The sequence below is a fragment of the Paenibacillus sp. sgz302190 genome (genome assembly GCF_059820445.1).
Genome location: NZ_JBZYAO010000002.1, coordinates 283,957 through 307,473 on the forward strand (window position 1 = coordinate 283,957; position 23,517 = coordinate 307,473).

Consider the following 23,517-nt stretch of genomic DNA (forward strand, 5'->3'; position numbering starts at 1 on the left):
GTGCTTACAATTGTCGGTTTTCCGGCTAAGCGGATACCGGCAGCGATTTTGTCGGCTTCGCGTATTTGAGCGCTCATCACGGCATTCTCCCTTTTGGATGGATGCGATTTATTTGTTTTTGCTCATGAAGCTGTCGTAGTATTTTTGCATAATTTCAATGGTTTGCTGCAATCCGGCTTTTTGGCATTCTTTCACATAAGCGTCCCATTGGGCATCAATGCCGCCTTTCGTAACCCACTGGGCAAATTTCGGATTGGCCAAATTCATGAGATTCGTGTTGTTCAAGCTGAGGATGTTATTGTCCGCGGTCGAATATTTGATAAATATGGCCGGGAATACATCCGTCTTGGTGTTCACACTCAAAGCGCTCTTCAGCGATTCGGATTGTGTGAGCACTTCGCTCATATCTTTGCCGAGATTCAATTTCAAGGAATCCGGAATGTACAAAGGTCCGTTATCCGCTATAGTCGACGTCCATTTCCATGTTCCGGGATCCATTTTCGGATCGGTTGGCGGCAGGACGCTATAGCTTCCATCTCCATTATCTTTAATATTCGGGCCTAACGAACCGAACAAAACCTGCATGCTGACTTTAGGGTCATACAGCTGATTGATGAATTTCATCGCCGCGTCTTTATTTTTCGTTTTCGCCGACATGACAATCATGTTGCTTCCAAAGTTCAGGGAATTGTAGTCGTAGCTCCAGGTTATTTTGGAGGTCGAATCGGCTGACATCTTGAGCGGGGGCATCGATGTATACTGCGGAGCCACCTGGTCTCCGAACCTGTCCGATCCGACCCAGCCCCACGTGAAGCCGACTTTCGCCGTATCCCCGGTACCACGGGCAATCGACTGGAATTTCGTGTAATCGTGAGTAAACACTTCGGGATTGATCAGCCCGGCAGCATAGCATTTGTTCAAAAATACGACCAGGTTTTTGAAACGTTCGTCGATCAGGAAGTTTTTCACTTTCCCGTCTTCCACGTAATATCCTTGGGGACTTCCGTCGGATAAAGTAATGCCCTCGCTACCCAAGAGGACCGCAGGATTGAAATATCCGCCGATCCCGCCCGGCCAGTCCATAGGAATCTCGTCATTCGGATCGCCGTTGCCGTTCGCGTCTTTTTGCTTGAACGCCACCAGCACGTTATATAACTCATCCCACGTCGTCGGCATTTTTAGACCGAGATTGTCCAACCACTTTTGATTGATAAATTGTCTTGTAGCGGAAGCGGGCCAAAAGCGCTGGTACCTGGGTAAGCCGTATATTTTCCCGTCAGGCTGCGTGGCGATGATTTTGGTCTCGGGCTTTTCATTAAACATCATTTGAACGTTCGGAGCGTCTTTGCCAACCAAATCGGACAAATCCTGGAACAAGCCCTGAAATTGCGCAAAATCGGCGTCAGTAATGACATTGGGACCGACAAATAAGTCCGGAACGTCGCCGCTGGCCAGCATGGTGCCCTTCTTTTGCCCCCAGTCCGCCGTAATTTCCTGCCATTTGATTTCAACGCCTGCCGCTTCTTGCGCCTTTTTCAGCCATTCCATTTCGGCCAGCGGTCTGGTAAGCGGGTGCTTGACCATTATGGCCGTTAATTGTACCTTCGCGCCGCTGCCGCCTGCATTTCCCGAACCGGAGTCGCTTTTTCCCCCGCTTTCGCCCCCGGAAGTAGAACCGGAATCGCTGCACCCCGTCATTACAACGGCGGAAACCATAAAAAGCGAGAGCACAACTGCTAATTTTTTGCGCATTGCCATCATCCCCTCATTGAAGTATTGGTTGTGTACCAAATCCTTGCCGATTCCATCTAACTGTAATCTTTCGTTCGAGGAGGCGTAAACGATCAGTTTTTGATGAATCCCCATTTTTTGAAAACGCTTAACATCGCAGCCAGAAAACGACGCAGAAGCGCCTTGCAGACGGATTTCAAAAACTGCATATTTTCAAAAACTGCGCCTTTACAACAAACTGACGAGAAACTTGCACACATGCTGGAAACAAAGCAAATTTACCTGGAAATGCGGAGAAAACCTGCAAAGTGCAGGCTTTTCACCGCGGACGTGCGCTCGGACCCTCTGTAATCGAAAAATTCCTGTGCAATCGCAGGCTTCTCGCCAAAATAGGCCGATTTCGAAGGGAAAACCTGCACTATCGCAGGTTTTTTTCTGCCAAGCCGCCTTGTCCCCCCCATTTAAGCTGCGCAACCCGTCCAGGAGAGGCATGGGGTGGGGAGAAGGGAGAAGCGGCTGTGCCGGCTCTGGCGTGGGAGTTTTTCAACAAGTATCGCTTTCTTTTCAGTCTGCTTGCAGGCGATATCGTGTTCAAAGCAGCGATCTTATGACGATAAGCGCTGCTTGAACCGGAAGGACGAGAGTGATAACGGAGGCTCACCGTGAGGAGGAAATGAACAAATCGAGAGGAGGGGTGATGCAAGCAGGAAGTACCGGGGCGGCAAAGCTACCGGAACGGAGGCCGGACCTTCAGGAGTCGGCCGCAAATTCAGCCGGTTCCTGATTTTTGATGGAATCCCGGTACTGGCCGGGGGTGATGCCGACCATCTTTTTGAAGGACCGAATAAAACTCGACGTATTCGAATAGCCGACCTGCTGCGCGATCAACTCCAGCGTTTCATCCGTACTCCGCAGCAAGGCGATGGATTTTTGAATGCGCAGCCGGTCGATATATTCCTTGAAATTTTGCCCCATCGTCTTCTTGAAATGATAGCTGAAATTGGAAATCGACATGCTGAAATGGTCGGCAATAAGCTGCAGCGAAAAATCGGGATACATGCCTTTTCCTTCTATAAAAGTCAGAATGTCTGTTTGCGACGCCGTACGGGCCGGAAGCTGCGAGCTGCGGATGAGATCGCAAAGCTTACGGCAGCTTTCACGCATAATGCCGATCATCTGCTCGATCGTATATCGATGAAGGTGGGAGACGCCGGTCAATTGCAGCATGCTCTGGTCGCTTTGCCCAAAACGGTGCAATCCGTTGAATAAGACGATGACTGTGTTCAAATAAACGGCCCTGACCATATGCGGCGGCGTCCCGTCCTGCCCGATATAGGCGACGATGCGCTCCATGACCGATTCGACTGCGGTGACGTCGTTTTTTAATATGAACAGCTCAAGCGACTGCAGCTGCTCCGTAAAATAGGAAACCGCGCTCGTCTGCTGGACCTCGATTTCGTCAAAAACAAGAACCGAGTACTGGTTCCGGACCCGAAGATGCTCGGCGGCGCGGATAGCCTGCAAATAAGACAGGTGAGCCCCGCCCGGGGACTGCCCCGGCGTTCCGATTCCGATCAGCGTGCGGATGCCGGTTCCCTCAAGCAGCTGCTGTTGAAAGCCGCTCAGATATGTCTTCAAACGAAAGCACGGGTCGTGGGAACAGACAAAGACGATCTCCTGATTGTAAATGCTTTTGAAAAAATACCCCTGAAGCCCTTCAGGCAGCTTGTTCTCCTCCGTCCGGCAATACTCCGCCGCCGCTTCGATACCGCCTTCGCTCGTTTCGCAGGACAGGACTGCAGCCGCAATATGAGCGTAGTCGAATACGACTCCGTACGGATCGGCCTCCTTTTGAAACGCCTCCCATGACGGGTAACGGTCGCAAATCAGCTCGAACAACAAATTGTCGCGCATAACCGGCAGCGTGCTTTTCACCCTCTCGTCCAGCCTGCTGTTGGCGGAGGAAAGCTGATCCAGCGCATACCGGATCGTATCGAATTCGTTCATGGTCCGCGGCTCTCTCGGCGTAAACAAGTTTTTGGCGAAATGAACCAAACCTTTGATCGGATGATAGTTTTTGCGGATGGACACATAGATGACGATCACTTCGAGCAATAAAATCAATATAAAAAGAATGACAGTATTGCGCTGAATCGTTCGGATATCCTGCAGCGTTTCGGACACGGCCACCAAAGTGACGTAATTCCAGCCGTTTTTATCCGACACTTCGTGCGAGACGATAAAAGATTTGCCGTCGATCCGGTAAATACCCGATCCTGAACGGTTTTCGCTCAAGCCGGACACCAGGTTCCGGAATTCGCTCGAATCGGTGTAGGAGGTCTCGTTGGAAGCGACCAGCCGGGTTCCTTTTTGGTCAAAAATGAAAAAATCGCCATTGTACGATTCGGAAACCGACTTCATCAGCCGGATAATCGTTTCCTCTCTCACCATGATGAGCACCGTACCGGGGGAATTGAGACCGCCTAACGGCAGAGGCGATAAGAACGTCAGCATGCGCATCCGGTTATTGCCGGGTACGATGACGTTTTCCGCCGGACGGATCGCCGGTGCAGTCAAATTGTTCAGTTCCTCGAACATGGCTTGATGCGGCCAGTTTTCGTAGTAATATCCGACGCCGGGATTTTCGAAGTCGTGGATGGTGTAGGCGCTGCCTGTTTTGGCAAACAGAAAACCGATGTTTTTGACATACAAAAAGGTGTTGTCGATGAACGCATCCGTCGCATTGTATTTCCGCATTTCATTCGCAATGACAATTCTTTGATAATCGTCGTCCCCGGCCAGGTACAGCTTGATTTCCTTATTGTTCACCAGTTCGGACGGAAGGTTGTACACATAACGGGTGAAAATATCCATCGAATTCATGACCTGCTCGGTGATATGGGCGTTCCAGTCCATTTCCTTTTGCTTCACAACTTCCGTCGAATAAGGGTAATAGTAGACCAAAATAACGATGACGGGAAACAGCAGCACCAATATATAGGAAATCAGCATTTTGGCCAGCAGGTTGACCCTGGTTTTTTTCATGAATAGCCCCCTTCCCGAAATAGGTCTCGCAACAAAGCGCCTGAAGTAAGCGGTTACAATACGAGGTGAACGAATACTGGCGAAATCACTGGCTTCCCGCAAGTCTGCGTATCCTTTGTTTTGAATTATAATAAAAAATGGAAATATGTAAAGGACGGTAACTATCATTTAATCCTACTATATTACGATATTGAAGATGTATGCCGGAGGCTGCCGATTTGCAGAACATGGGTCTTTAAAAAAAAGGGACTATCCCGCCGGCAGCCAAAGCCGCTTATGGGATAGCCCTTTGCGTTTTACAGCGACATGCGGTAGATGTTCAGCACATCGTCGCGGTTCAACTTCTTGAAATAGCCGAACTCTCCGTACACCATGGCTTTGTCGGCCATGAGCTCGATCGTCGAGTCGTCGATATCGTAATCGGCCAGACGGCTTGGCGCGCCGATTGAGTTAAAGAACTGCCGCAGCGCCGCGATGCCCTCTTCGGCTATTTGCCGGTCGGTTTTGCCGGCGGCATCTACGCCAAAGACGCGCTCCGCGAACTGTTTGTACTTCGCCACGTTGGCGTCAAGCGTATAGGTCATCCAGTTCGGGAACAAAATCGCGAGCCCTCCCCCGTGAGGGATATCGTGCACGGCGGACACGGCGTGCTCCAGATTGTGAGTCGCCCAGTCGCCGCGAACGCCCATGCTCAAAACTCCGTTCAGCGCCATAGTCCCGGAGTAAAGAATCGTCGACCGGTCTTCGTAGCTGTTCAGATCCTTCAACAGCCTTGGCGCCGTCTCAATGACGGTGCGCAAAATGGCCTCGCAAAATCCGTCCTGGACGGGAGTATTGGCATCATGATGGAAATACTGCTCGAATACGTGCGACATGATATCGACCATGCCGTAGACGGTTTGATTCGCCGGGAGGGATTGCGTATGTACCGGATCGAGAATGGAGAACTGCGGGAACGAATAAGGGCTTCCCCAGCCGAGCTTCTCTTTCGTCTCCCAGTTGGTGATGACCGAACCTGAGTTCATCTCGGAGCCTGTCGCGGCAATCGTCAGTACGGTGCCGAGCGGCAGCGCGCCCGTCGCGGCGGCTTTGCGGGTGACGATATCCCAGAAATCGCCTTCGTATTTCGCCCCGACGGCGATTCCTTTGGCGCAATCGATGACACTGCCTCCGCCGACGGCGAGAATCAAATCGATCTGGTGGCTGCGGCACAGTTCCACGCCTTTATGTACCGTTGTCAGCCGCGGATTCGGCTCTACGCCGCTTAATTCGGTGACTGCAGCTCCAACCTCGGCAAGCAGCTTGATCACGCGGTCATAAAGGCCGTTCTGCTTAATGCTTCCGCCGCCATAGACGAGAAGTACGTTTTTTCCGTATTTTGGCACCTCTTTCGTCAGTTGCTCCAACTGGTTGCGTCCGAAATATAGTGTCGTAGGATTATGAAAGACAAAGTTGTTCATGAGAACATCCTCCTTTGTTAAATTCAGCTACCTCTTTCATTGTAGCCAACTTGCGGCAAAAAACAAAATGCGGCAGGCCGGCGGGAGGGGTGAAACTGCGAGTTTGACGATCTTGGCTGAGCAGGGGGGGAGTTGGCAGACCTGACCTGGCAAACCCGACAGATCCCGCAGCCCGCGGCGGCACCCGCCACCCTCAACTCCTGACGAATTGGGCGTACACCGAGCCGGCCGATACGGCTTTTGCAAGTTTGTCCAAATGAGTTTGAAAAGACTGAAGGATCGCGTAACCTTGCCAATCTTCAGGCAAAAGCTCAGCAGGCAGCATCGGGTCGGCCAAATACAATTCGCTGATGACTTCGCCCATATGCAAATAGCAAATAAATACCTCCAGAGGCTCCGAACGTTTGTCCAATGCTTGCTGCATAACCGGTTCAAATTGCGATGAGAACCATTGAAGCTTCTCCCGGTATTTCTCGGCCACCGGCTCCAGCTGCCATATCGATATAGCGTCTTCAGGGGTAAGAGTCCGGTATTGCATAGAGCCCTGGAATAAGGTGACCTGCCCGTTCAGGCCATATTTTTGTATAAGCTGTTCAACTTCGCTTTTATACGGCCATGGGGAAATATAGACGCTGTTATACAGCAGTCCGAAGCCGGTTTGCAAAATGTCGGAGCGGAACTGATCCCGCTTTTTGCGTTCCGTTTCCGGGATTTCCAGCATGACCAGGTGCCAGCATTGATCCCATTTTTTTCGGTACAGCTGCGGTTTTTGATTGATAAATTGGACCATGGATCGCCCCGTGTCCGTAATTTGATAACTGGAGCGGGACGGAGTGACGGCGTAGCCTTCTTTTTTGAGCCGGGATAGGCTGTTGCGGATGTAGGGAGCCGAATAGCCGCGATTTTCATAAATGCGAACGAATTCCTGCGCCTCCAGACGATCCGCGCGCGACATTAAGTAGAGCAGCTGTTTTTCGATGGATAGCAAAATTAACCTCACGTCCCTTATTGACACAGGCCATAATTTTTTATAACATAAATTCACACGAACGTTATGAAAATAGTTATAAAACGTCGTCGTTTTATCTGTTCCTTGCTATTGTACCGCAAAAAGGAGCGGAATAGGCGCAAAAAAATGATGAATGGGAGTGGGGAAAATGAGAAAGACATTTCAAGCAAGACGGATGATCCTGATCGGGACTATGGTGGCAGCGTGTGCTGCACCTGTTCAAGCAAATGCCGAAACGGCGGTCAAGAAAGACGTTATGAGCAATGTCAGCAGTTACTTGCAGTGGAATACACCGGTTTCCATTAAACTGGAAGACAAGGCGCTTCCGGTGCAGGGGGCGATGATCAATACGGAAATTCTAGTGCCATTGCGAGCCGTATTCGAAGCCGACGGCCGGAGCGTTGCATGGGACGAAGCGGGTCAAACCGCTCATGTTACCGGCGGCTCCACCGACGTCGCGATAAAGCTGGGGGAGAAGAAAGCGGTCGTAAACGGAGTGAGCTATGAGCTTGATCACGAAGCGGTCATCATGGACGGCGCGATGATGGTATCGGAGCGGATTCTTCCTTTGGCGCTAAACGTATCGCTGCATTGGGAATCCGGCAGCCGTACGCTTTCTGTGTCCGCTCAGCGCGGAGCGGGAGGGCTGCAGGCGCAGACGGACGCTTTTCAGGAGTACGGGAACATTCCGGTCAAATATGCCCATGGAGGCGTAGCGGGCGGGCAAAATATAAGCTTGCCGGTAAGCTGGAGCCATGTGCCGGAAGGTACGAAATCTTTTGCCGTTGTGGTGTATGATCTGCATCCGATTGCGGACAATTTCATTCACTGGAGCGTGCTCAATATTCCGGCGTCCGTGCAAAAACTGGAAGAAGGGGCGGCGGGCTCTCTGAAAGAAGGGAAAGAGCTTAACAGCTACTACGGCATGGAGCCTCCGCGGTATTCAGGAGACCATTTGTACAGACTGGTTGTTTATGCGCTGGATACGGACAACCTTGAGGTGGGCAAGCAGCCGGTCTTTTTTGAAGAGCTGGAGCCGGTCCTTAAGGAACATATGACGGGCTATGCGGAAGTGGACGGCTTTTTCAAACAGTAACTGACCGATCCGCACCGTGTTCAATCCGCATTCCGGACGATATACTGGACTTGGAGCATGCCGGCGAAATCGTGGAAATCCGGACATTTGCGGCGATGGCAGTTCGGACTGCCTCGCTTCAGAGGAGCTTTTTTTCCGATGACCCTTGTCGGATTAAGTCATTATGTTGTATAATCCACCTAATAGAATACGGACCTTCGGGGCAGGGTGAAATTCCCGACCGGCGGTAAAGGTTCACCGTTTGAACCTGAGCCCGCGACTCGCTTATTGCTTCAAGTGCAGCAAGCGACTGACTTGGTGAAATTCCAAGGCCGACGGTACAGTCCGGATGGGAGAAGGTTATAAGCAGGCAGGGCGCCGTTCATTTTTGCAAAAAAATGATCAGGTCCCAGCCTCTTTAAGATGCCCCGTTATCGATTTTTGATAACGGGGTGTTCTTCTTTCGAAGCGTCCTATTCAAAACCCAATTCTCAGCTTGCGGGGGCAGACTCGACTTTCCTTCGCATATTTCACAGGAGGTTTTGAACGATGGAAAAAGGAATCACGATTGGACGGCCCGTGACGCTGGAACATGCGGGCAGCAGCACGCGCAGCGGCATATGGCTGGTGGCTGTGGGAGCGGCGCTATGGGGGATTGACCCGCTGTTCCGCATTCTGCTGCTGAAATACTTTACTTCCTCGCAGATTGTGCTCTTCGAGCATTTGCTGCTTATGCTTTATGCTGTGCCGGTCTTATGGCTGCATCGCAGCGAACTGCGTGGCCTCAAGGCGAGCCATGTGCTGGCCTTGCTGTTCATTTCATGGGGCGGGTCGGCGATCGCCACCATTATGTTTACTTCGGCATTCGCCCACGGCAATCCGAATGCAGTGCTGCTGCTGCAAAAGCTGCAGCCGCTGTTCGCCATTCTGATGGCGCGAATGATTTTGAAAGAGTCGCTGCCGGCGCGGTTTGCGCTGCTGCTGGTCATGGCGCTGGCCGGCACGTATTTGCTGACCTTCGGCTTGGCCAGCCCGCTTGCCAGCCTGTCCGGCGTGGCCGCAACGGCCGGCCTGCTGTCGATTGGCGCCGCCGCCTTATGGGGCGGCTCGACGGTGATGGGCCGACTGCTGCTGGGCAAAATGCAGTTCGAGACCGTCACCGCGCTGCGCTTCGCGTGCGCGCTGCCACTGCTCGCCGCCATCACTTCGCTGGATGGCAGCAGGCTTCAGCCGCTCGCCGAGGCGGGCGACTGGGGGCCGGTGCTGGGGAACTTGCTGCTGCAAGCGTTCCTCCCGGGCCTGCTCAGCCTGCTTCTATATTACCGCGGCTTAGCCGGAACCAAAGCTTCCTACGCTACGCTTGCGGAGCTGTTTTTCCCCGCAGTCGGCCTGCTGATCAACTGGGTGGTGTTCCACCAGCCTGTGACCGCCGCGCAGATCGCCGGGTTCGTACTAATCTGGATTGTGCTCGTTCAATTGTCGAAACAGCGGTAGGCGGCACTGCCTGCCGGTAATAAAAAGCCGTGGCCTAATGAAGCGTGAGAAAACGCGCTTCGCAGCTGCGGCTTTTTGCTGTGTCGAGCTCAGCGTGTTAAAGAAATACAATCGTATCGCCTTCCGAAATCCGGCCTTCCCTTTCCACGGAACAAACGATACCTCTCAACTTTTTAGCGGCAGGCACAAATTTCTGACTAAGTCCGCTTTGATTATACATTTGTTCAATCACCCTTCCGGGTCCAATGCAGGGCAGGTTTTCCCCTTCACAAATCAATCCCGTACCATCCGGAAAAATCAACCTAGCCCCTTGCTGCAGTTCTGTAAGCTTCTCAAATCCGCTAATGATAATGTTGGCCCCCAGCCATTCAGGCTTTATCTCAGGGAGATCCAACCGATTGGCGATGCGTTCACATTCCTCTTTCGAAACGATGCTGATTTGACGTCTGTTCGCAATCAGTACACCGCGAGGATAAATTTTTTGCCTGGAATCCGCAGGACGCAACAAGCCATAATGACGATCTCCCGGAATCCCTCCTAATTCAATCTGAATATATGAAACGGGGCGAGTAACGAATGTTGCCGGGTCTTCAGCCACCATTACTCTTTCAACTGCAGCACCACTTTCCCCCATTTTAATCTCCCTCCTTTTCCTGCGAAGATTGCAGCTCTTTATAGATCAAGCCAAAAGAACGTATCAGAAACTCCACTTCCTCATCGGATAAAGAGTCCGCAAAATACTGCTTGATCCCCCTTGCATATATAGGCCAAGCTTTCCGCAGCTGTCTTTCCCCTTCATCCGTGAGAACAGCATATGCTCCCCGTCGGTCCTCTTCGCTTTTTTCTCTTTGAATCAATCCTTCGCGCTCCAGCCGGTCGATCATCCTTGTTAAGCCGCTTTTACTCAAGACCACCTTCCGATTTAATTCTGAAAAGCGAAGCTTGCGATCGGGTGCCTCAAACAAAGCGATCAAAACGTCGTACGTGGTTAGCGGGACTTTCTTCTGTGCTGCCAAATCCCGCTCAATGCATTCTATGATTTTGGCATGTGCTTTAATAAACAACCGCCAAGCAGTCAACTCTTTTTCCGATAACCTTGCCATCGTCCATCCTCCATTCGCTAAAAACAATATAAATCAATTTAGTTGCGCGATCAACAAAATTTTTGTTGACTGAGCAACTAAACGGCGCTGCATTTGCGGATTCAGAGAAGCCTGGAGACGAACCGAACCTCCTAGGTACAAAAAAACGTGCTGATCCCTTCACAAGGTAGGGAATCATCACGTTTTTATTCGTTGTTTAAAAAAAGAGACCCGTGAACGCGAACTTTAGTTCATTTGGCAGTTGATTCAGGTCAAATTGATGTTCTAACATATGGATGATAACTCTTCTGTGTGGTAGCGTGTGACTTCGACCCACTCACTTTACCGAACGAAGCGGTGTTTTGTGTTTGGCAAGCTTGCAAGACGACTATGAAGAAAGGACGATAGAAATGCCAAATAATAATCAGGCTTGTCCTCCTGTTGGTACTATTAGAGGAGATGGCCGTTATCCTATCGACCTGACGGGTTCTCGCAGTCACACGCTTGTCATTGAGCCCGGTGTGGGCAGCCTCTCCATTGGACCGTCGCAATTGGGCAAAAAGGCAGACCTTCACGTCCCGCCTGATGCGCAAGTCGATTGGACCGCATTCAATGCCTTTGCCACGCCGGCCGGCTCGCCCTGGCCGCGATTTCTGCGCTACACGGGCAGCGACGCGGGCTTTTTTGACTGGGCGCAGAAACGCCCCATTGAAGAAATGGCATGGGTTCCGATCCTGTCTGCAGACACGGTGGCGGACGCCGGCCAGTCCATTTTGCATGGCTTGTATATCGAACTGGACCAGTCCGGTAGCCGTTTGCACCTGAAGCTTCCGAAGCGGCAGGTCTTTGAATATTTCCGCCTGAGTGTGGCCGGCGATCTATCACGCTTCTCGGCCACTGGCGATTTGCCATATTCTCTGACACTGGCGCCGAGCACCGGCCGACGCAAGAGTGATGCCCCCTTCTTGCTGCCCGACATGGGTGAATTGCACCAGGTCACGAGCCTGACGCTCCGGAACGCGCCGCTGGGACAGCCTATCTCGCTGGAGTGTCTGAACCGATTCCCAAACCTTAGCTCCCTGAGTTTGTGGGGGAACTTCTGCGACTTGGACTTGCTGGCCCATCATGCCCGGTTAACGTATCTGGAGCTGCGCTTTATGCCCGATCTGGGTGACTTGCCGCCCTTGAGCGCGTGGCCGCTGCTTGAAGGCTTTATCGCCTACAACGTGGAAGAGACCGCGGGCAAGCGCCTAAAGCAGCAAATGAAAGCACGCGCTAATACCCGCTCGTGGACCGGTCATGCTTCAGTGAGCCAATTGCGAAAGCCTGAGTGGTGGACGACCGAGTTTGGCCGTCCGTTCTCGTCCTGGCCTAAACGTCTGGCCAAGCTGGCTAACGAAGCTTACGACGTTGCACAGGCAGCCTTGGCCCAGGCCCGCAGCTTTGCCGATGCCGAGGCAGCCATTACCGCCTTCACCGTACGCTTCAATACCCTCAAAGGCATCGAAACTACCGAACGTGAAGACCTTGGTGAAGCGGTATGGCAACTAAGCCGGTCTGACCACCTGATCGGCCAGCTTATACCAGAAGAGATGGCTCAACACTGGTTCGATGCAGCGCGTGATTACTGATGGGTTTGTTTAATGAAGGTTTAAGCCATTTACCGATCAATTGAATAGCGTAATTGAACGACTCCACCGCCGAGGAGTTTACAGTCTAGCAATTGCACATGCCTATATTGGTAGTTATCTTTGTCGATTAAAAGATTTAACCCTTTACCTTCCAATACAGGCGCAACATTGAAAATCACTTCGTCTACAAGCCCTTGACCTAGAAACGAGTTGTGGAGATCCGCACCGCCGCTAATGAGAGCGGTCTGATGACCGATTTGCTGCAGGTAGTCCAAGGCTGCCTGCGGCGAGCTTACAACCGTTACGCCCGGGATTTCTGAGGCGTTCTGCGAAACGACGACGATATCGATTTCGGCAAAGGGACCCCCGCCGCCATTTCCGCGCATAGCTTCGAAAGTACGACGCCCGACAATGAAATTTCCTGCAGCTTTGGCCTGTGTCGCGAAGTCGTCCAACGCTTCTTTTCTCGGTGGGTTCTCGGGGCCGGATTGCGCATAATTGCCGTTAGCGGTTAAAGTTGCCCATAAAATAGTTTTCATAATAATAATATTCCTCCTCATGTTCTATTCCGTATGTTTCGGATTGATGCTGCTACCCGATCCGGACGATCCTCTTGCACATAGTGTGAGGCATCTTCAAGGATTTCGGTTTCGTTCATTGGCAAATATGTTTGCCATTTGGCCATCTGTTCGAGCGGGAAGCCGGCACTGTCTTTCGTTCCCCACAAAATTTGCGCAGGCAAATCGGACAAATTCGGCAATTTCGATTCAATGTCGGCGAGCCATGTTCGCGCCCTGCGGATCTGCCTGGGAAATATCCATGTCGGTATTCTGGATTTCGGGGTCGGGAACGGGTCGGTATAAGCTTTGCGCAAGCTATCCGTGACTTTTTCGGCATGATATATCCCGTGAGGAACAATGACTTTGGCGAAAAAATTGAGCCTAGTCTGAAGCCAATACCCGATTGGCCAGCCCCCCATGGCGAGCGAGAACAATTTCATCGGCAAAATTTCCGCAGGCCAGGCCCACGTATTCATGATGACGATGCCGCGCAAATTGTCTCGATGCCGTACTGCGTAGTTCAAGCCGATCGGACCTCCCCAATCCTGAACTACTAATATAAAATCCTTTAGATTCAAACGGCGAATCAGTTCGTGAACGGCTTCCGATTGCTCTTGTGGCGTAAAGCGGTAGCCGCTGGGTGCCTTCGACATACCGAATCCGGGGTAATCCGGAACGATAAGACGGAATTCTTCTCGAAGCTCTTTGATAACGTTCCGATAAAGATATGACCACGTAGGGTTCCCATGTAGGAGAAGAACCGTCGGGCCCTTCCCTTCATCGAGGTAATGGATGTAACCGTCACGGTAAGGCAGCCAGCGATCAGTGAACGGATACTCCATCAGATCTAATTCAAACGGTCTATCCAAAGATGGTTCCTCCTCTCTGTGACTCTTTAGTAATTTTCTCTTCCCCTTGATTTACATAGTAAATGAACTGTGGTACATTTGAAAAGTAGTTACATTAAAGTGCAATAGTTTCAAAAAATGAACTATGGAGTGATAGTGATGATGGATCGGTCCTGTCCTGGTACCGTTGAACCTATCTTGGAGATCTTGGATGGCAAATGGATGCTTCTTCTCTTGTTCGAACTGTTTAACGGGACCCGACGTTTCGGGGAATTACGCCGCAAGCTGCATCCCATTAGTCCGAAAACTTTGACAGACCGCTTGAGGCTGTTAGAAGAGAAAGGAATCATTTCTCGCACTCTTTACCCTGGCATACCGCTGCATGTCGAATATGAACTTACCGAGTCCGGGCAGGCTCTGCAGCCTATTTTTGCCGCCATGTGGACGTGGACCCAGGAATATGGGGGATATCTACGGAAAGAGACGAACGAGATGGGGCAAGAAAGAGAAGAAGTGATGTGATTGGATAAAGAAGTTATATTTTGTACAAAGAAAGGGCCATCCCAACAAGGATGGCCTTAAAACTTGCCGCTATAGACAACTCGCTGGACTGTGAGTGTTGATGCGGCGATGCTAAAGCGAAAAGTTGCCCCCGAGGGGGATTGGGATTGGTCAACCTTGGGGAAAATCACTGTGCAGGCAAGCCCAAACGGGCTTTATCTACGTGTGTCTGTGACGCTGGCTCCTCAAGCGTCTGCGGCTTCTTCCTGGGCGGTGTCAGCGGCTAAGGCTATTGACATGATGCCGGCCTTTTGGCACCACCAAAGGAGAGCCCGAAATGGGGTCCTTGATCACCGTGCAATCAAGCCCGAAAATGTCTTTGACCAATGTGCTTGTAATAACCTTCGATGGTTCGCCCTCGGCAACAAGCTTTCCTTTGTAAAGCGCGAAAATATGGTCCGCATAACGCGCGGACAAGTTAATATCATGAAGCACCATAACAATCGTAGTTCCGTGTTTGCGGTTAAGGTCTGTGAGCAGGTCAAGAATTTCGATTTGATAGGTGATATCTAAAAAGGTTGTCGGTTCATCGAGAAATAAAATGTCGGTTTGTTGTGCTAGAGCCATTGCAATCCAGACACGCTGTCTTTGACCGCCCGAAAGCTCGTCGATATTATAATTTGCAAACTCCGTTATATCCATAATTCTCATAGCTTCGGCAACTGCCTCATAATCCTTTTTTGTCCATCCGCTGAGCAAGGATTGGTGTGGAAATCTTCCTCGTCCAACCAAATCCGCCACGGAAATTCCTTCCGGAACAATGGGGGATTGCGGCAGCAGTCCTATAACTCGGGCCAACTGTTTGGGCGGTATTTTGCCGATTGGCCTTCCGTCAATAGCGATTTTTCCGGATATAGGCTTTATAAGCCTTGCCAGTGTTTTAAGCAGCGTAGACTTTCCGCAGCCGTTTGCTCCAATAATAACGCTGATTTTATTACTAGGGATAACAAGGTCTACGCCTTGGATAACCGTTTTTTGATCATAGCCGGCTACCAGTTGTTCGGCTTGAAAAAGATGTGTCGGTTTCATTATAATTCTCCCTTTCGATTCATTCGGATTAGCAGGAAGATCAGATACGGCGCTCCGAGCAATCCGGTTATGATACCCACAGGGAATCTGACCTCGAAAGCAAATTGTCCGATTAGATCTGCCGCCAAAACCAAATTAACGCCAACAAGACCCGCCGGAATTACGTTTGAGAAGCCAACTCCGACTAGTCTTTTTGCAATCGGTCCCGAAAGGAAGGAGACAAAGGCTATTGGACCCGTGGTAGCGGTAGCAAGAGCAATCATGCAGACGGAACTCAAAATTAGCGCAATTCTTGTCTTGTCCGTGTCCACCCCGAGAGAAGAAGCCGATTGTTCTCCAAGCTCCAATAGACTTAGATGTTTGCCCAGCACGATAACGATAGGCGCAAAGATTAAAACCGTTATAACAAGAGGCGGAAGCTCGTTCATTTGAGAGCCGTTGAGGCTGCCGCCGAGCCATCTGAGCGCTGCGGGAATATCTTGTTGTGCGCCAACCAGCAGAAGATAGGATATTACCGCGTCCAGCATGGCCTGTATGCCTATTCCGATAAGGATTAATCGCCCGATCGAAAATGACTTTCCCCTGGATAATATATACATGACTATCCCTGTAGTAAGACCAGCGACTACTGAAGCAACGGAAACAACGGCTCTGCTTGTATGAAGTATGGTTATACAAAAAACAGCCGCCGCGCTCGAACCGGAGGTAATACCGATGACATTCGGGTTCGCAAGGGGGTTACGCAGCATGGTCTGGAAGGTGTATCCGGCAAGACCGAAAGCAAATCCGGCGAAAAGACCTGCCAGCATTCTCGGCAGACGTATGGTATTAACCGCAAAAGACACACCTTTAATTTGCTCTCCCGAAAGCGCCCGGATGACATCTTTAACCGGATAAATGGCGCTCCCCAGCAAAAGCATGGCGCAGCAAAGAATGCATGCAAGTACTGCAAGGCAGCCGGTGACAAGTATCCATCGGCGGCGTCTCTGACGTCTGCCCGACATAATCAATTTTACAGATTCATTATTCATAATGAACGCACTTTCGATCTCATAGCTAGAAATATTAGTAACGGAGCTCCTATAAACGCTGTAACTACGCCGACTTCAAGCTCGCCGGGGCTGCCGATAAGCCTGCCGCTTACATCTGATATCGTCAAAATGATTGCTCCCGAAATCGCTGACATGGGTATAACAAAACGCAAGTCGGGGCCGAAAATAAGGCGCATGACGTGAGTGGATAAAAGCCCGACAAAACCAATAGGCCCTGCCAGCGCAGTAGCCGCGCCGCACAAAATAACACCTGCAAGAGCCGAGACCAGCCTCAGCACTCCTGTTCGAACGCCCATTCCGGTCGCAACATCGTCTCCCAGTGCCAGTGCATTTAATGCCGGGGCAGCACTAATAGCGATCAGTATGCCGACGATCAGAAACGGGACGAAAGTGGCAATAGCGCTCCAGGTTGCCGAGCCGACGCTTCCCACTTGCCAAAACCTGAATTGATCCATGACATAAGAGCGTGGAATCATGATGGCGGTGACCAGAGAAGAGAGGGCGGCGCTTGTAGCGGCTCCCGCCAAAACAAGCTTAATGGGCGTAGCGCCGCCACGCCCCATAGAACCGATTCCGAATACAAAAACTGCAGTAATCGCAGCCCCGGCTAAAGCCAGCCATATGTAATGATTTGCGGTGCTTATGTTCAAAAACGCAATCCCGCAAACCACAAACAAGGATGCGCCTGTGTTAACTCCCAGTATACTCGGGTCTGCAATCGGGTTGCGAGTGACCGATTGCATAAGCGCTCCGGAAACTCCGAGTGCCGCACCGCAAAATAAACCGAACACGGTTCGGGAAAACCTTTTGCGAACCACGTTTGCCCCGTAAGAGTCTATGTCATGGTGAAATATACCGTCTATCAGTTCATGAAACCTCACCAGCCGAGAGCCTAAGACGAGAGACGCAATCACGCACACGCCGAGCAAGACAATACAAATTACCAGAACTTTCGTAAAGTTTTTCGGCATATGCGAGCTTAGCTGTTTGTTTTTTGAAACCGAAGAACTATTCATTGATCTTATTAATAGCTCCTCCGATTAATTTCAGGTACTCATCAATGGTATAAGCTATCGAAAGCGGATTCGGGGTTCCGGCAGCTACTAAAGGCGTATCGCTATCAATAAACACGACAGATCCTCTCTTGATCGCAGGAATTTTGCCTAGCAGGGAATCGGCTTTAACGGCTTGATACAATTCGGCATTGCCATATCCAATTAATAAATCTGCATCATAAAGGGCCTCGGCATTCTCAGCGCTTAATTTCAAGGAGTAGCTGGTAGGGTCCGTAATCTGTTTCGTAACCCTTTCAGGATAAACCATTCCCAGCTCATGCAGGAAAGAGACGCGAGAGTCTACAGGTGTATAAATATGCAGTTGAGACATATCTTTAGCCGAGAAGTTGACCCAAACGACTTTCTTGCCTTTAATCTGAGGATATTCGCTTAGCTTTGCTTTAACCATGTTCTCGGTGTCCTTAATAAGTTGTTCGCCTTCCGCTTTCATGCCCATACCGGTTGCGTTCAAAATGACTTGCTCACGCCACGTGGTTGACCAAGGAGCGGTCGGATATGCCACAACCGGAGCGATTTTACTAAGAATACCGTAGTCTTCCTTAGTGATACCGGAGTAAGCTGCAAGAATGACATCCGGGTTTGCATTTGAAATAGCCTCAAAATCAAGGCCGTCCGTATCCTGGAAAACATTCGGGTCCTTTACGCCGAGTTCCTTGAGCTTTTTAGCTGTCCAAGGCAAAAGTCCGCTGCCGTCCTGAACGCCGAAATTCGCCGCCGAGAAGCCTACAGGTACGACTCTGAGAGCGAGAACAACATCATGATTAGCCCATTGAATTGTAACAACTCGTTTAGGCTTGCTTGCAATTACAGTTTCGCCAAAAGCATGCTTGATCACGATCGGATATTTAGAATTTGCATCTTGGGGAGCGGGCGTTTCTGTTTTAGGCGTTTCGGTACTTGCCGAAGCATTCACAGTCGGAGCAGGTGTTGAGCTTGATTGCTGGCTTGAACAACCAACTAGGGGGATCATAAGCACAGCCGAAATTATGAATGTTCTTAATGAGAGTTTTCGTTTTGCAATCATTTACATACCCTTCCTTAGCATGATCTGTAAAGTCGAGATCTTGCCCGATGATTTTCTCGAGATTGTCTTCCGGCACGTCTTCGACGCCCTTCAGCTTCCCGGTGAAAACGTTCCAGAGTTTTTCCCTCAGCTCTGATCGCGACCATGAGGATCAGCAGCAAGGGGATGCGATTTTAACTTTTGGGCCTTTCATCATAAATGATAATGATTATCATCGTCACTAATATAAATCCTCTTTGACGGGTTGTCAATGAAAAAATACGGTTCAGTTACAAATCACGTTCAGTTCCAAACGGGCCTTGAGGGAAGTTTTTATGTTCCAATTTTAAAAATCGCTGGTAAAGAAGCTCATGGGTCACGGATGAAGATTCAATCTGAGTTGCGACCGCATGGAGCCGGTGCACGCTGCTGCTTCCCGTTATTGCCTGGTGCGGAGGGATGTTGGAATTCCGCCAGGCGGTGTGGTCGCAAGAAGAGAGGCAGTTCGCCATCCGGTTAGGGGGATTGATCAGGCAGCAGGTGCTGATCGCCAAATCCCGCATCCAATGGCACCGGATCTCTCAGAGTCCGTTGCAGGAAGGAAAGTCGCCCTCGCCGCCGGCAAATCCGGCATCGTCTTTGCGCTAAGGCACGCGCCCGCAACCGACATCCGCAGGTTGTCGGGTTGGTTAACCGCGACGATCAGGCGATAACGAATTTTATAAATGAGAAGACAGGACACATGCTGAACGATATTTTATTGATGACCCGACCACATGTATTCAACCGGTTCCCATGCCCCGGCTTTTCAGCTGATCGTTCAAATAATCGTTCATCTCGGGCGGCTTGAGCTGCGGCTTAAAATTTTTAATAGCACCAATCGTTTGTAAAGAAAGGTATAATAAAGCGGAGGAAGAAAATCCTAAAGGGGATTACCTTGTATAAGTTCAAGAAATCAAACGAAAAAAGGTGCTGCGATGACAGAAAAAATAGCAGTCATAGATACCGGATGGAACTTCGATAACAGTTATGCCCGTCTGCCGGAGTTGTTTTTTTCCGGGTCGAACCCAACTCCTGTGCGCTCGTCGAAGTTGATCATTCTTAATAATCCTTTGGCAGCGTCATTAGGGTTAAACGTTCAAGCGCTGCAAAGCAGAGAAGGCGTAGCGGTGCTTTCCGGCAACAGAGTTCCTGAAGGGGCGTCGCCGCTTGCCCAAGCTTACGCCGGGCATCAATTCGGGCATTTTACGATGCTGGGAGACGGCCGGGCTCTGCTGCTTGGCGAACAAATCACTCCGCGGGGCGAACGGTTTGACATTCAGCTTAAGGGTTCGGGGCGAACGCCATACTCCCGGCGAGGCGACGGGCGAGCGGCGCTGGGGCCGATGCTGCGCGAATACGTGATCAGCGAAGCCATGCATGCGCTTGGTATTGCTACCACCCGCAGTCTGGCTGTGGTGACGACCGGAGAGTCCATCATCCGCGAAACTGAACTGCCTGGTGCGATTTTGACCCGCGTGGCTGCCAGTCATCTGCGCGTCGGGACCTTTCAATACGTTTCAACACGGGGGACTATCCAGGATCTCCGGACTCTGGCCGATTACACATTGCAAAGACATTTTCCTGAGGTTGATCCTGGTGAGAACCGTTATCTTGCCCTTCTCCAGGAAGTGATTAAGCGTCAGGCCGCGCTGATTGCCAAATGGCAGCTTGTGGGTTTTATTCACGGGGTGATGAACACCGATAATATGGCCATTAGCGGGGAAACCATCGATTATGGCCCGTGCGCCTTCATGGATGCCTATGACCCGGCAACGGTATTCAGTTCCATTGATATGCACGGCCGATATGCTTATGGCAATCAACCGTATATCGCCGCATGGAATCTTGCGAGAATTGCCGAAGCTCTGCTGCCGCTGCTTCATGACAATGAAGAGCAGGCTATTAAACTGGCCGAGGACGCGATTTCCGGTTTTACCGGGTTGTTTCAAAGCCATTGGCTCGCGGGAATGAGGGCGAAGCTGGGGATCTTTGGCGAAGAGCCGCAGGATGAGGCCCTTATCAAAGATCTCCTCAACATAATGCAGAAGTATCGTGCTGACTACACTAATACCTTCCGCGCATTTACGATGGATCAACTGGAGGATACGGGGCTGTTCGGCACCCCGGAATTTGCTTCGTGGCGGGAGCTGTGGCAGGCGAGACTAGGCAGGCGGCAGGAATCAAAAGCCGACTCGCACCAGTTGATGCGCAGCAGCAACCCCGCGGTAATCCCGCGCAACCATCGGGTCGAAGAGGCGCTGGAAGCCGCGGTGACAGAGGGGGATTACAGCGTGATGGAGCGGCTTCTTGATGTGCTTTCGAGCCCTTACGCGTACTCTGCCGAACAGGCCGAGTACTCCACATTGCCTGAGCCATCCGACTGTCCTTACCAAACCTTTTGCGGGACATAACAACAAACGCACAGTAATGAAGAGGGGCGTGCAGCCCCTCTTTTTGCGTATATCCGGGCGTCTAACGATCTTATCAAGACTTTAAGACTTCAATGCTTTCGTCGCACCAATGAATTAAACTGCGGAATTGGCTTTTCCCATAATTAATGGTGATAAGCCAGTATTTATAGTTTTGATCTTCCGATTGCTCGTTGCGAAGCCAATTTTCGAGTTCTTCAAAAATATGCAGGTTTTCTTCCAACTTGCTTTTATGTTCCCGGATATGTTGAATGATAGCTTCAGGCGGGGCGTTGCTGCCAAAAAATACCCTTAATAGCAGTTCATTCTTTTTTAGCATCACCATATGCTCCATCGGTTGAGACAACCAGTCGGATAGTGTAAGTTTTCCCTGTTCTGTAATGCTATACACTTTTTTATCCGGCTTTCCTTTTTGTCGTTTCACATCCACGGTAATATCTTTGCGTTTCAGCAGCTCGGCAAGGCTGGGATAAATTTGACCATAGTTTTCATTCCAAAAATAACCGGTGCTTTTCTCCATATGCTGTTTAATATCGTAACCCGTATGGGGACCTAAAGTTAAAATGCCAAGTACTGCAAACATAGTGTTGGTTTTCCCGGTCTGCTGGGCCATTTGGTTTACCTCCTAAAATCGTGCAAGACATCTCAGATTCATCGCGAAAATCGGATTGAGATCATTATAAAACATTTCAGTTTCGATCACATATATTAACCTTGACGTTAATTGTGACCTTCAATTATCCGGGAAAATATACGTAGTAGAAAAAAGACGATAATCGTAGAATCATTGAGAAATTCATTAATATAAGCGCTTACATGAGCTTATCTATCACTGAAAATGTTTAGACCTGCAAGTATAATCGAAGACAGCGAATATCGGACCCGACAATCCTGAGAGTGGAGCGTCAACGACAACATCATATAGGGAGAGATGATCTTGCTGCAGTGGTTTCGACAAGGTTTCTTCGGCAACGTTCGCCAAGATCTGTTGTCCGGGTTAACCGTCGCTTTTGCGTTAATTCCGGAAGCGATCGCGTTTTCGATTATGGCGGGGGTTGACCCCATGGTCGGGCTTTACGCGTCTTTTATTATCGCGGTTACCATTTCTTTCGTCGGGGGCCGGCCGGGGATGATTTCTGCGGCGACGGGAGCGATGGCTTCATTAATGGGCCCTCTTGTGGCCCGGTACGGGATTGAGTATTTATATGCCGCCAGCATTTTGACCGGTGTACTGCAATGGGCGATGGGCGCCGCCAAGTTCGGAAGATTTATTACGTTTGTGCCGCATTCGGTCATTATCGGTTTTGTGAACGCGCTGGCCATTATTATTTTTATGGCCCAACTGCCTAACTTTGCCGGGGAGTCGTGGCCGATGTATACACTCGTAGCGGGTACGCTGCTCATTATTTACGGGCTGCCGCGGTTGACGAAAGCCGTACCTTCGGCGCTCGTTGCCATCATTGTCATGACGATAATCGCCGTAGTATTTCATATCGATGTACGTACTGTAGGCGATATGGGGACGATCAAGCAGGCGCTGCCCATGTTGCATCTTCCGCAAATCGAGCTTTCATGGGGGATGTTCCTGCATATTTTGCCATATTCGCTGGCGCTTGCCGTAGTCGGGATGACCGAGTCGCTGCTTACGGCTACCATCGTGGACGAAATGACGGAAACCAAGAGCGACAAGAACAGGGAGGTCAGAGGGCAGGGCATCGCCAACGTGCTGACCGGATTTTTCGGCGGGATGGCCGGCTGTGCAATGATCGGGCAGACGGTCATTAACGTCAAGTCAGGCGGACGGACGCGACTTTCGACTTTTGTAGCAGGGGTGTTTCTGCTTTTCCTGATCCTAGTGCTGGCGCCGGTCGTCCGGCAAATTCCGATGGCGGCTCTGGTCGGCGTCATGTTCATGGTTTCGCTGGGTACTTTTGACTGGAATTCGCTCCGCACTTTGCACAAAATCCCCCGCGGCGACGCCGTCGTCATGGTGCTTACGGTGATCATCGTCGTAGTGACATCCGACCTAGCGATTGGCGTCGTAAGTGGCGTGATCCTCAGCGCGCTGAATTTTGGCTGGAAAATGGCGAGGCTTCGGGCGGTTTCGCATTCTAATAGTAGAGAACATAAAGTTTATGAAATTTCGGGGCAGCTGTTTTTCGGTACAATGAGCCATTTTGTCGATTTGTTCGATGCGCACGGGGATCCTCAGCATGTGATCATCGATTTGCGCGCTTCCCACGTATGGGATCAATCGGCCGTGACGGCGATTTCGAAGGTGATACAGAAGTACGAGCAACTTGGCAAAACTGTCGCGATTACCGGCTTAAATCCGGAAAGCCAACAGTTGGTCAATCAGGCGGGGCTGTCATCCAACCTGCCCAAATAAA

Annotated in this window: 20 protein-coding genes and 1 riboswitch; of the genes, 7 read left to right on the top strand and 13 right to left on the bottom strand. The window is 50.6% G+C overall.

Annotated elements, in window-relative coordinates; genetic code table 11:
• Nucleotides 1-108 precede the first annotated feature (108 nt).
• From AC6RNO_RS04775 to AC6RNO_RS04790, 4 genes are all read right to left on the bottom strand, one after another.
• Complete coding sequence (locus tag AC6RNO_RS04775; protein ID WP_497104780.1) at nucleotides 109-1,752, bottom strand: extracellular solute-binding protein; 1,644 nt, start codon at nucleotides 1,750-1,752, stop codon at nucleotides 109-111.
• A gap of 729 nt (nucleotides 1,753-2,481) precedes the next feature.
• Nucleotides 2,482-4,776, bottom strand: coding sequence for a helix-turn-helix domain-containing protein (locus AC6RNO_RS04780; protein WP_488435036.1), 2,295 nt, complete (start codon nucleotides 4,774-4,776; stop codon nucleotides 2,482-2,484).
• A 296-nt stretch (nucleotides 4,777-5,072) separates the two neighbouring features.
• The gene (locus AC6RNO_RS04785; protein WP_488435035.1) at nucleotides 5,073-6,236 is read right to left on the bottom strand and encodes an iron-containing alcohol dehydrogenase; all 1,164 of its coding nucleotides are present in this window, start codon (nucleotides 6,234-6,236) and stop codon (nucleotides 5,073-5,075) included.
• Nucleotides 6,237-6,429: 193 nt separating this feature from the next.
• Entirely contained in the window at nucleotides 6,430-7,224 is a 795-nt protein-coding gene (locus AC6RNO_RS04790; protein ID WP_488435034.1) for a PaaX family transcriptional regulator C-terminal domain-containing protein, read from the bottom strand.
• A 169-nt stretch (nucleotides 7,225-7,393) separates the two neighbouring features.
• Here AC6RNO_RS04790 and AC6RNO_RS04795 point away from each other — a divergent pair, with 169 nt between their 5' ends.
• Both AC6RNO_RS04795 and AC6RNO_RS04800 read left to right on the top strand, forming a co-directional pair.
• Entirely contained in the window at nucleotides 7,394-8,341 is a 948-nt protein-coding gene (locus AC6RNO_RS04795; protein WP_488435033.1) for a YbhB/YbcL family Raf kinase inhibitor-like protein, read from the top strand.
• Nucleotides 8,342-8,530: 189 nt separating this feature from the next.
• Nucleotides 8,531-8,685: riboswitch (FMN riboswitch) on the top strand.
• A gap of 184 nt (nucleotides 8,686-8,869) precedes the next feature.
• Entirely contained in the window at nucleotides 8,870-9,814 is a 945-nt protein-coding gene (locus AC6RNO_RS04800) for an EamA family transporter (protein WP_497104781.1), read from the top strand.
• A gap of 97 nt (nucleotides 9,815-9,911) precedes the next feature.
• Here AC6RNO_RS04800 and AC6RNO_RS04805 read toward each other — a convergent pair whose 3' ends face one another.
• Nucleotides 9,912-10,448: an MOSC domain-containing protein gene (locus AC6RNO_RS04805; RefSeq protein ID WP_488435032.1), complete on the bottom strand. Its 537-nt coding sequence runs from the start codon at nucleotides 10,446-10,448 to the stop codon at nucleotides 9,912-9,914.
• Nucleotide 10,449: 1 nt separating this feature from the next.
• Nucleotides 10,450-10,917 (bottom strand): MarR family winged helix-turn-helix transcriptional regulator, encoded by a 468-nt coding sequence (locus tag AC6RNO_RS04810; protein WP_488435031.1) that lies wholly within the window; start codon nucleotides 10,915-10,917, stop codon nucleotides 10,450-10,452.
• A 389-nt stretch (nucleotides 10,918-11,306) separates the two neighbouring features.
• Here AC6RNO_RS04810 and AC6RNO_RS04815 point away from each other — a divergent pair, with 389 nt between their 5' ends.
• Nucleotides 11,307-12,527 (top strand): hypothetical protein, encoded by a 1,221-nt coding sequence (locus AC6RNO_RS04815; RefSeq protein WP_497104843.1) that lies wholly within the window; start codon nucleotides 11,307-11,309, stop codon nucleotides 12,525-12,527.
• A gap of 29 nt (nucleotides 12,528-12,556) precedes the next feature.
• On the opposite strand, the gene AC6RNO_RS04820 is transcribed toward AC6RNO_RS04815, so the two are convergent.
• Both AC6RNO_RS04820 and AC6RNO_RS04825 read right to left on the bottom strand, forming a co-directional pair.
• Nucleotides 12,557-13,066 (bottom strand): dihydrofolate reductase family protein, encoded by a 510-nt coding sequence (locus AC6RNO_RS04820; RefSeq protein ID WP_474682509.1) that lies wholly within the window; start codon nucleotides 13,064-13,066, stop codon nucleotides 12,557-12,559.
• A gap of 17 nt (nucleotides 13,067-13,083) precedes the next feature.
• Nucleotides 13,084-13,956 (bottom strand): alpha/beta fold hydrolase, encoded by an 873-nt coding sequence (locus tag AC6RNO_RS04825; protein WP_474682510.1) that lies wholly within the window; start codon nucleotides 13,954-13,956, stop codon nucleotides 13,084-13,086.
• 138 nt (nucleotides 13,957-14,094) lie between these two features.
• On the opposite strand from AC6RNO_RS04825, the gene AC6RNO_RS04830 reads away from it, so the two are divergent.
• Complete coding sequence (locus AC6RNO_RS04830; protein WP_497104782.1) at nucleotides 14,095-14,457, top strand: winged helix-turn-helix transcriptional regulator; 363 nt, start codon at nucleotides 14,095-14,097, stop codon at nucleotides 14,455-14,457.
• Between the two features lie 255 nt (nucleotides 14,458-14,712).
• Here AC6RNO_RS04830 and AC6RNO_RS04835 read toward each other — a convergent pair whose 3' ends face one another.
• The 4 genes from AC6RNO_RS04835 to AC6RNO_RS04850 are packed head-to-tail and all read right to left on the bottom strand — an operon-like array spanning nucleotide 14,713 to nucleotide 18,677.
• The gene (locus AC6RNO_RS04835; RefSeq protein WP_497104783.1) at nucleotides 14,713-15,525 is read right to left on the bottom strand and encodes an ATP-binding cassette domain-containing protein; all 813 of its coding nucleotides are present in this window, start codon (nucleotides 15,523-15,525) and stop codon (nucleotides 14,713-14,715) included.
• The gene (locus AC6RNO_RS04840; protein WP_497104784.1) at nucleotides 15,525-16,556 is read right to left on the bottom strand and encodes an iron chelate uptake ABC transporter family permease subunit; all 1,032 of its coding nucleotides are present in this window, start codon (nucleotides 16,554-16,556) and stop codon (nucleotides 15,525-15,527) included. The genes AC6RNO_RS04835 and AC6RNO_RS04840 overlap by 1 nt, the downstream gene beginning before the upstream one ends.
• Nucleotides 16,553-17,593, bottom strand: a complete 1,041-nt coding sequence (locus AC6RNO_RS04845) for an iron chelate uptake ABC transporter family permease subunit (protein ID WP_497104785.1) — start codon at nucleotides 17,591-17,593, stop codon at nucleotides 16,553-16,555. Before AC6RNO_RS04845 ends, AC6RNO_RS04840 begins: the two co-directional genes overlap by 4 nt.
• Nucleotides 17,586-18,677 carry an ABC transporter substrate-binding protein gene (locus AC6RNO_RS04850; RefSeq protein WP_497104786.1) on the bottom strand — a complete coding sequence of 364 codons (1,092 nt, stop codon included), beginning with the start codon at nucleotides 18,675-18,677 and terminating at the stop codon, nucleotides 17,586-17,588. Before AC6RNO_RS04850 ends, AC6RNO_RS04845 begins: the two co-directional genes overlap by 8 nt.
• Nucleotides 18,678-19,085: 408 nt before the next feature.
• Between AC6RNO_RS04850 and AC6RNO_RS04855 the strand changes: the two genes are divergently transcribed.
• Together AC6RNO_RS04855 and AC6RNO_RS04860 are read left to right on the top strand one after the other, a co-directional pair.
• The gene (locus AC6RNO_RS04855) at nucleotides 19,086-19,304 is read left to right on the top strand and encodes a PH domain-containing protein (RefSeq protein ID WP_497104844.1); all 219 of its coding nucleotides are present in this window, start codon (nucleotides 19,086-19,088) and stop codon (nucleotides 19,302-19,304) included.
• Between the two features lie 329 nt (nucleotides 19,305-19,633).
• On the top strand, nucleotides 19,634-21,109 hold the full coding sequence (locus AC6RNO_RS04860) for a protein adenylyltransferase SelO family protein (protein WP_497104787.1): 1,476 nt from the start codon (nucleotides 19,634-19,636) through the stop codon (nucleotides 21,107-21,109).
• A 73-nt stretch (nucleotides 21,110-21,182) separates the two neighbouring features.
• Here AC6RNO_RS04860 and AC6RNO_RS04865 read toward each other — a convergent pair whose 3' ends face one another.
• The gene (locus AC6RNO_RS04865; protein WP_497104788.1) at nucleotides 21,183-21,740 is read right to left on the bottom strand and encodes a helix-turn-helix transcriptional regulator; all 558 of its coding nucleotides are present in this window, start codon (nucleotides 21,738-21,740) and stop codon (nucleotides 21,183-21,185) included.
• A gap of 318 nt (nucleotides 21,741-22,058) precedes the next feature.
• Here AC6RNO_RS04865 and AC6RNO_RS04870 point away from each other — a divergent pair, with 318 nt between their 5' ends.
• Complete coding sequence (locus tag AC6RNO_RS04870) at nucleotides 22,059-23,516, top strand: SulP family inorganic anion transporter (protein WP_497104789.1); 1,458 nt, start codon at nucleotides 22,059-22,061, stop codon at nucleotides 23,514-23,516.
• The last annotated feature ends 1 nt before the right edge of the window (nucleotide 23,517 follow it).

Coding starts and splice junctions, on each gene's coding strand:
- AC6RNO_RS04805 (WP_488435032.1), bottom strand. CDS start 10,448: ATGGGGGAAAGTGGTGCTGCAGTTGAAAGAGTAATGGTGGCTGAAGAC.
- AC6RNO_RS04845 (WP_497104785.1), bottom strand. CDS start 17,593: ATGAATAGTTCTTCGGTTTCAAAAAACAAACAGCTAAGCTCGCATATG.
- AC6RNO_RS04820 (WP_474682509.1), bottom strand. CDS start 13,066: ATGAAAACTATTTTATGGGCAACTTTAACCGCTAACGGCAATTATGCG.
- AC6RNO_RS04800 (WP_497104781.1), top strand. CDS start 8,870: ATGGAAAAAGGAATCACGATTGGACGGCCCGTGACGCTGGAACATGCG.
- AC6RNO_RS04865 (WP_497104788.1), bottom strand. CDS start 21,740: ATGGCCCAGCAGACCGGGAAAACCAACACTATGTTTGCAGTACTTGGC.
- AC6RNO_RS04810 (WP_488435031.1), bottom strand. CDS start 10,917: ATGGCAAGGTTATCGGAAAAAGAGTTGACTGCTTGGCGGTTGTTTATT.
- AC6RNO_RS04850 (WP_497104786.1), bottom strand. CDS start 18,677: ATGATTGCAAAACGAAAACTCTCATTAAGAACATTCATAATTTCGGCT.
- AC6RNO_RS04815 (WP_497104843.1), top strand. CDS start 11,307: ATGCCAAATAATAATCAGGCTTGTCCTCCTGTTGGTACTATTAGAGGA.
- AC6RNO_RS04785 (WP_488435035.1), bottom strand. CDS start 6,236: ATGAACAACTTTGTCTTTCATAATCCTACGACACTATATTTCGGACGC.
- AC6RNO_RS04780 (WP_488435036.1), bottom strand. CDS start 4,776: ATGAAAAAAACCAGGGTCAACCTGCTGGCCAAAATGCTGATTTCCTAT.
- AC6RNO_RS04835 (WP_497104783.1), bottom strand. CDS start 15,525: ATGAAACCGACACATCTTTTTCAAGCCGAACAACTGGTAGCCGGCTAT.
- AC6RNO_RS04830 (WP_497104782.1), top strand. CDS start 14,095: ATGATGGATCGGTCCTGTCCTGGTACCGTTGAACCTATCTTGGAGATC.
- AC6RNO_RS04840 (WP_497104784.1), bottom strand. CDS start 16,556: ATGAATAATGAATCTGTAAAATTGATTATGTCGGGCAGACGTCAGAGA.
- AC6RNO_RS04860 (WP_497104787.1), top strand. CDS start 19,634: ATGACAGAAAAAATAGCAGTCATAGATACCGGATGGAACTTCGATAAC.
- AC6RNO_RS04795 (WP_488435033.1), top strand. CDS start 7,394: ATGAGAAAGACATTTCAAGCAAGACGGATGATCCTGATCGGGACTATG.
- AC6RNO_RS04870 (WP_497104789.1), top strand. CDS start 22,059: ATGATCTTGCTGCAGTGGTTTCGACAAGGTTTCTTCGGCAACGTTCGC.
- AC6RNO_RS04775 (WP_497104780.1), bottom strand. CDS start 1,752: ATGCGCAAAAAATTAGCAGTTGTGCTCTCGCTTTTTATGGTTTCCGCC.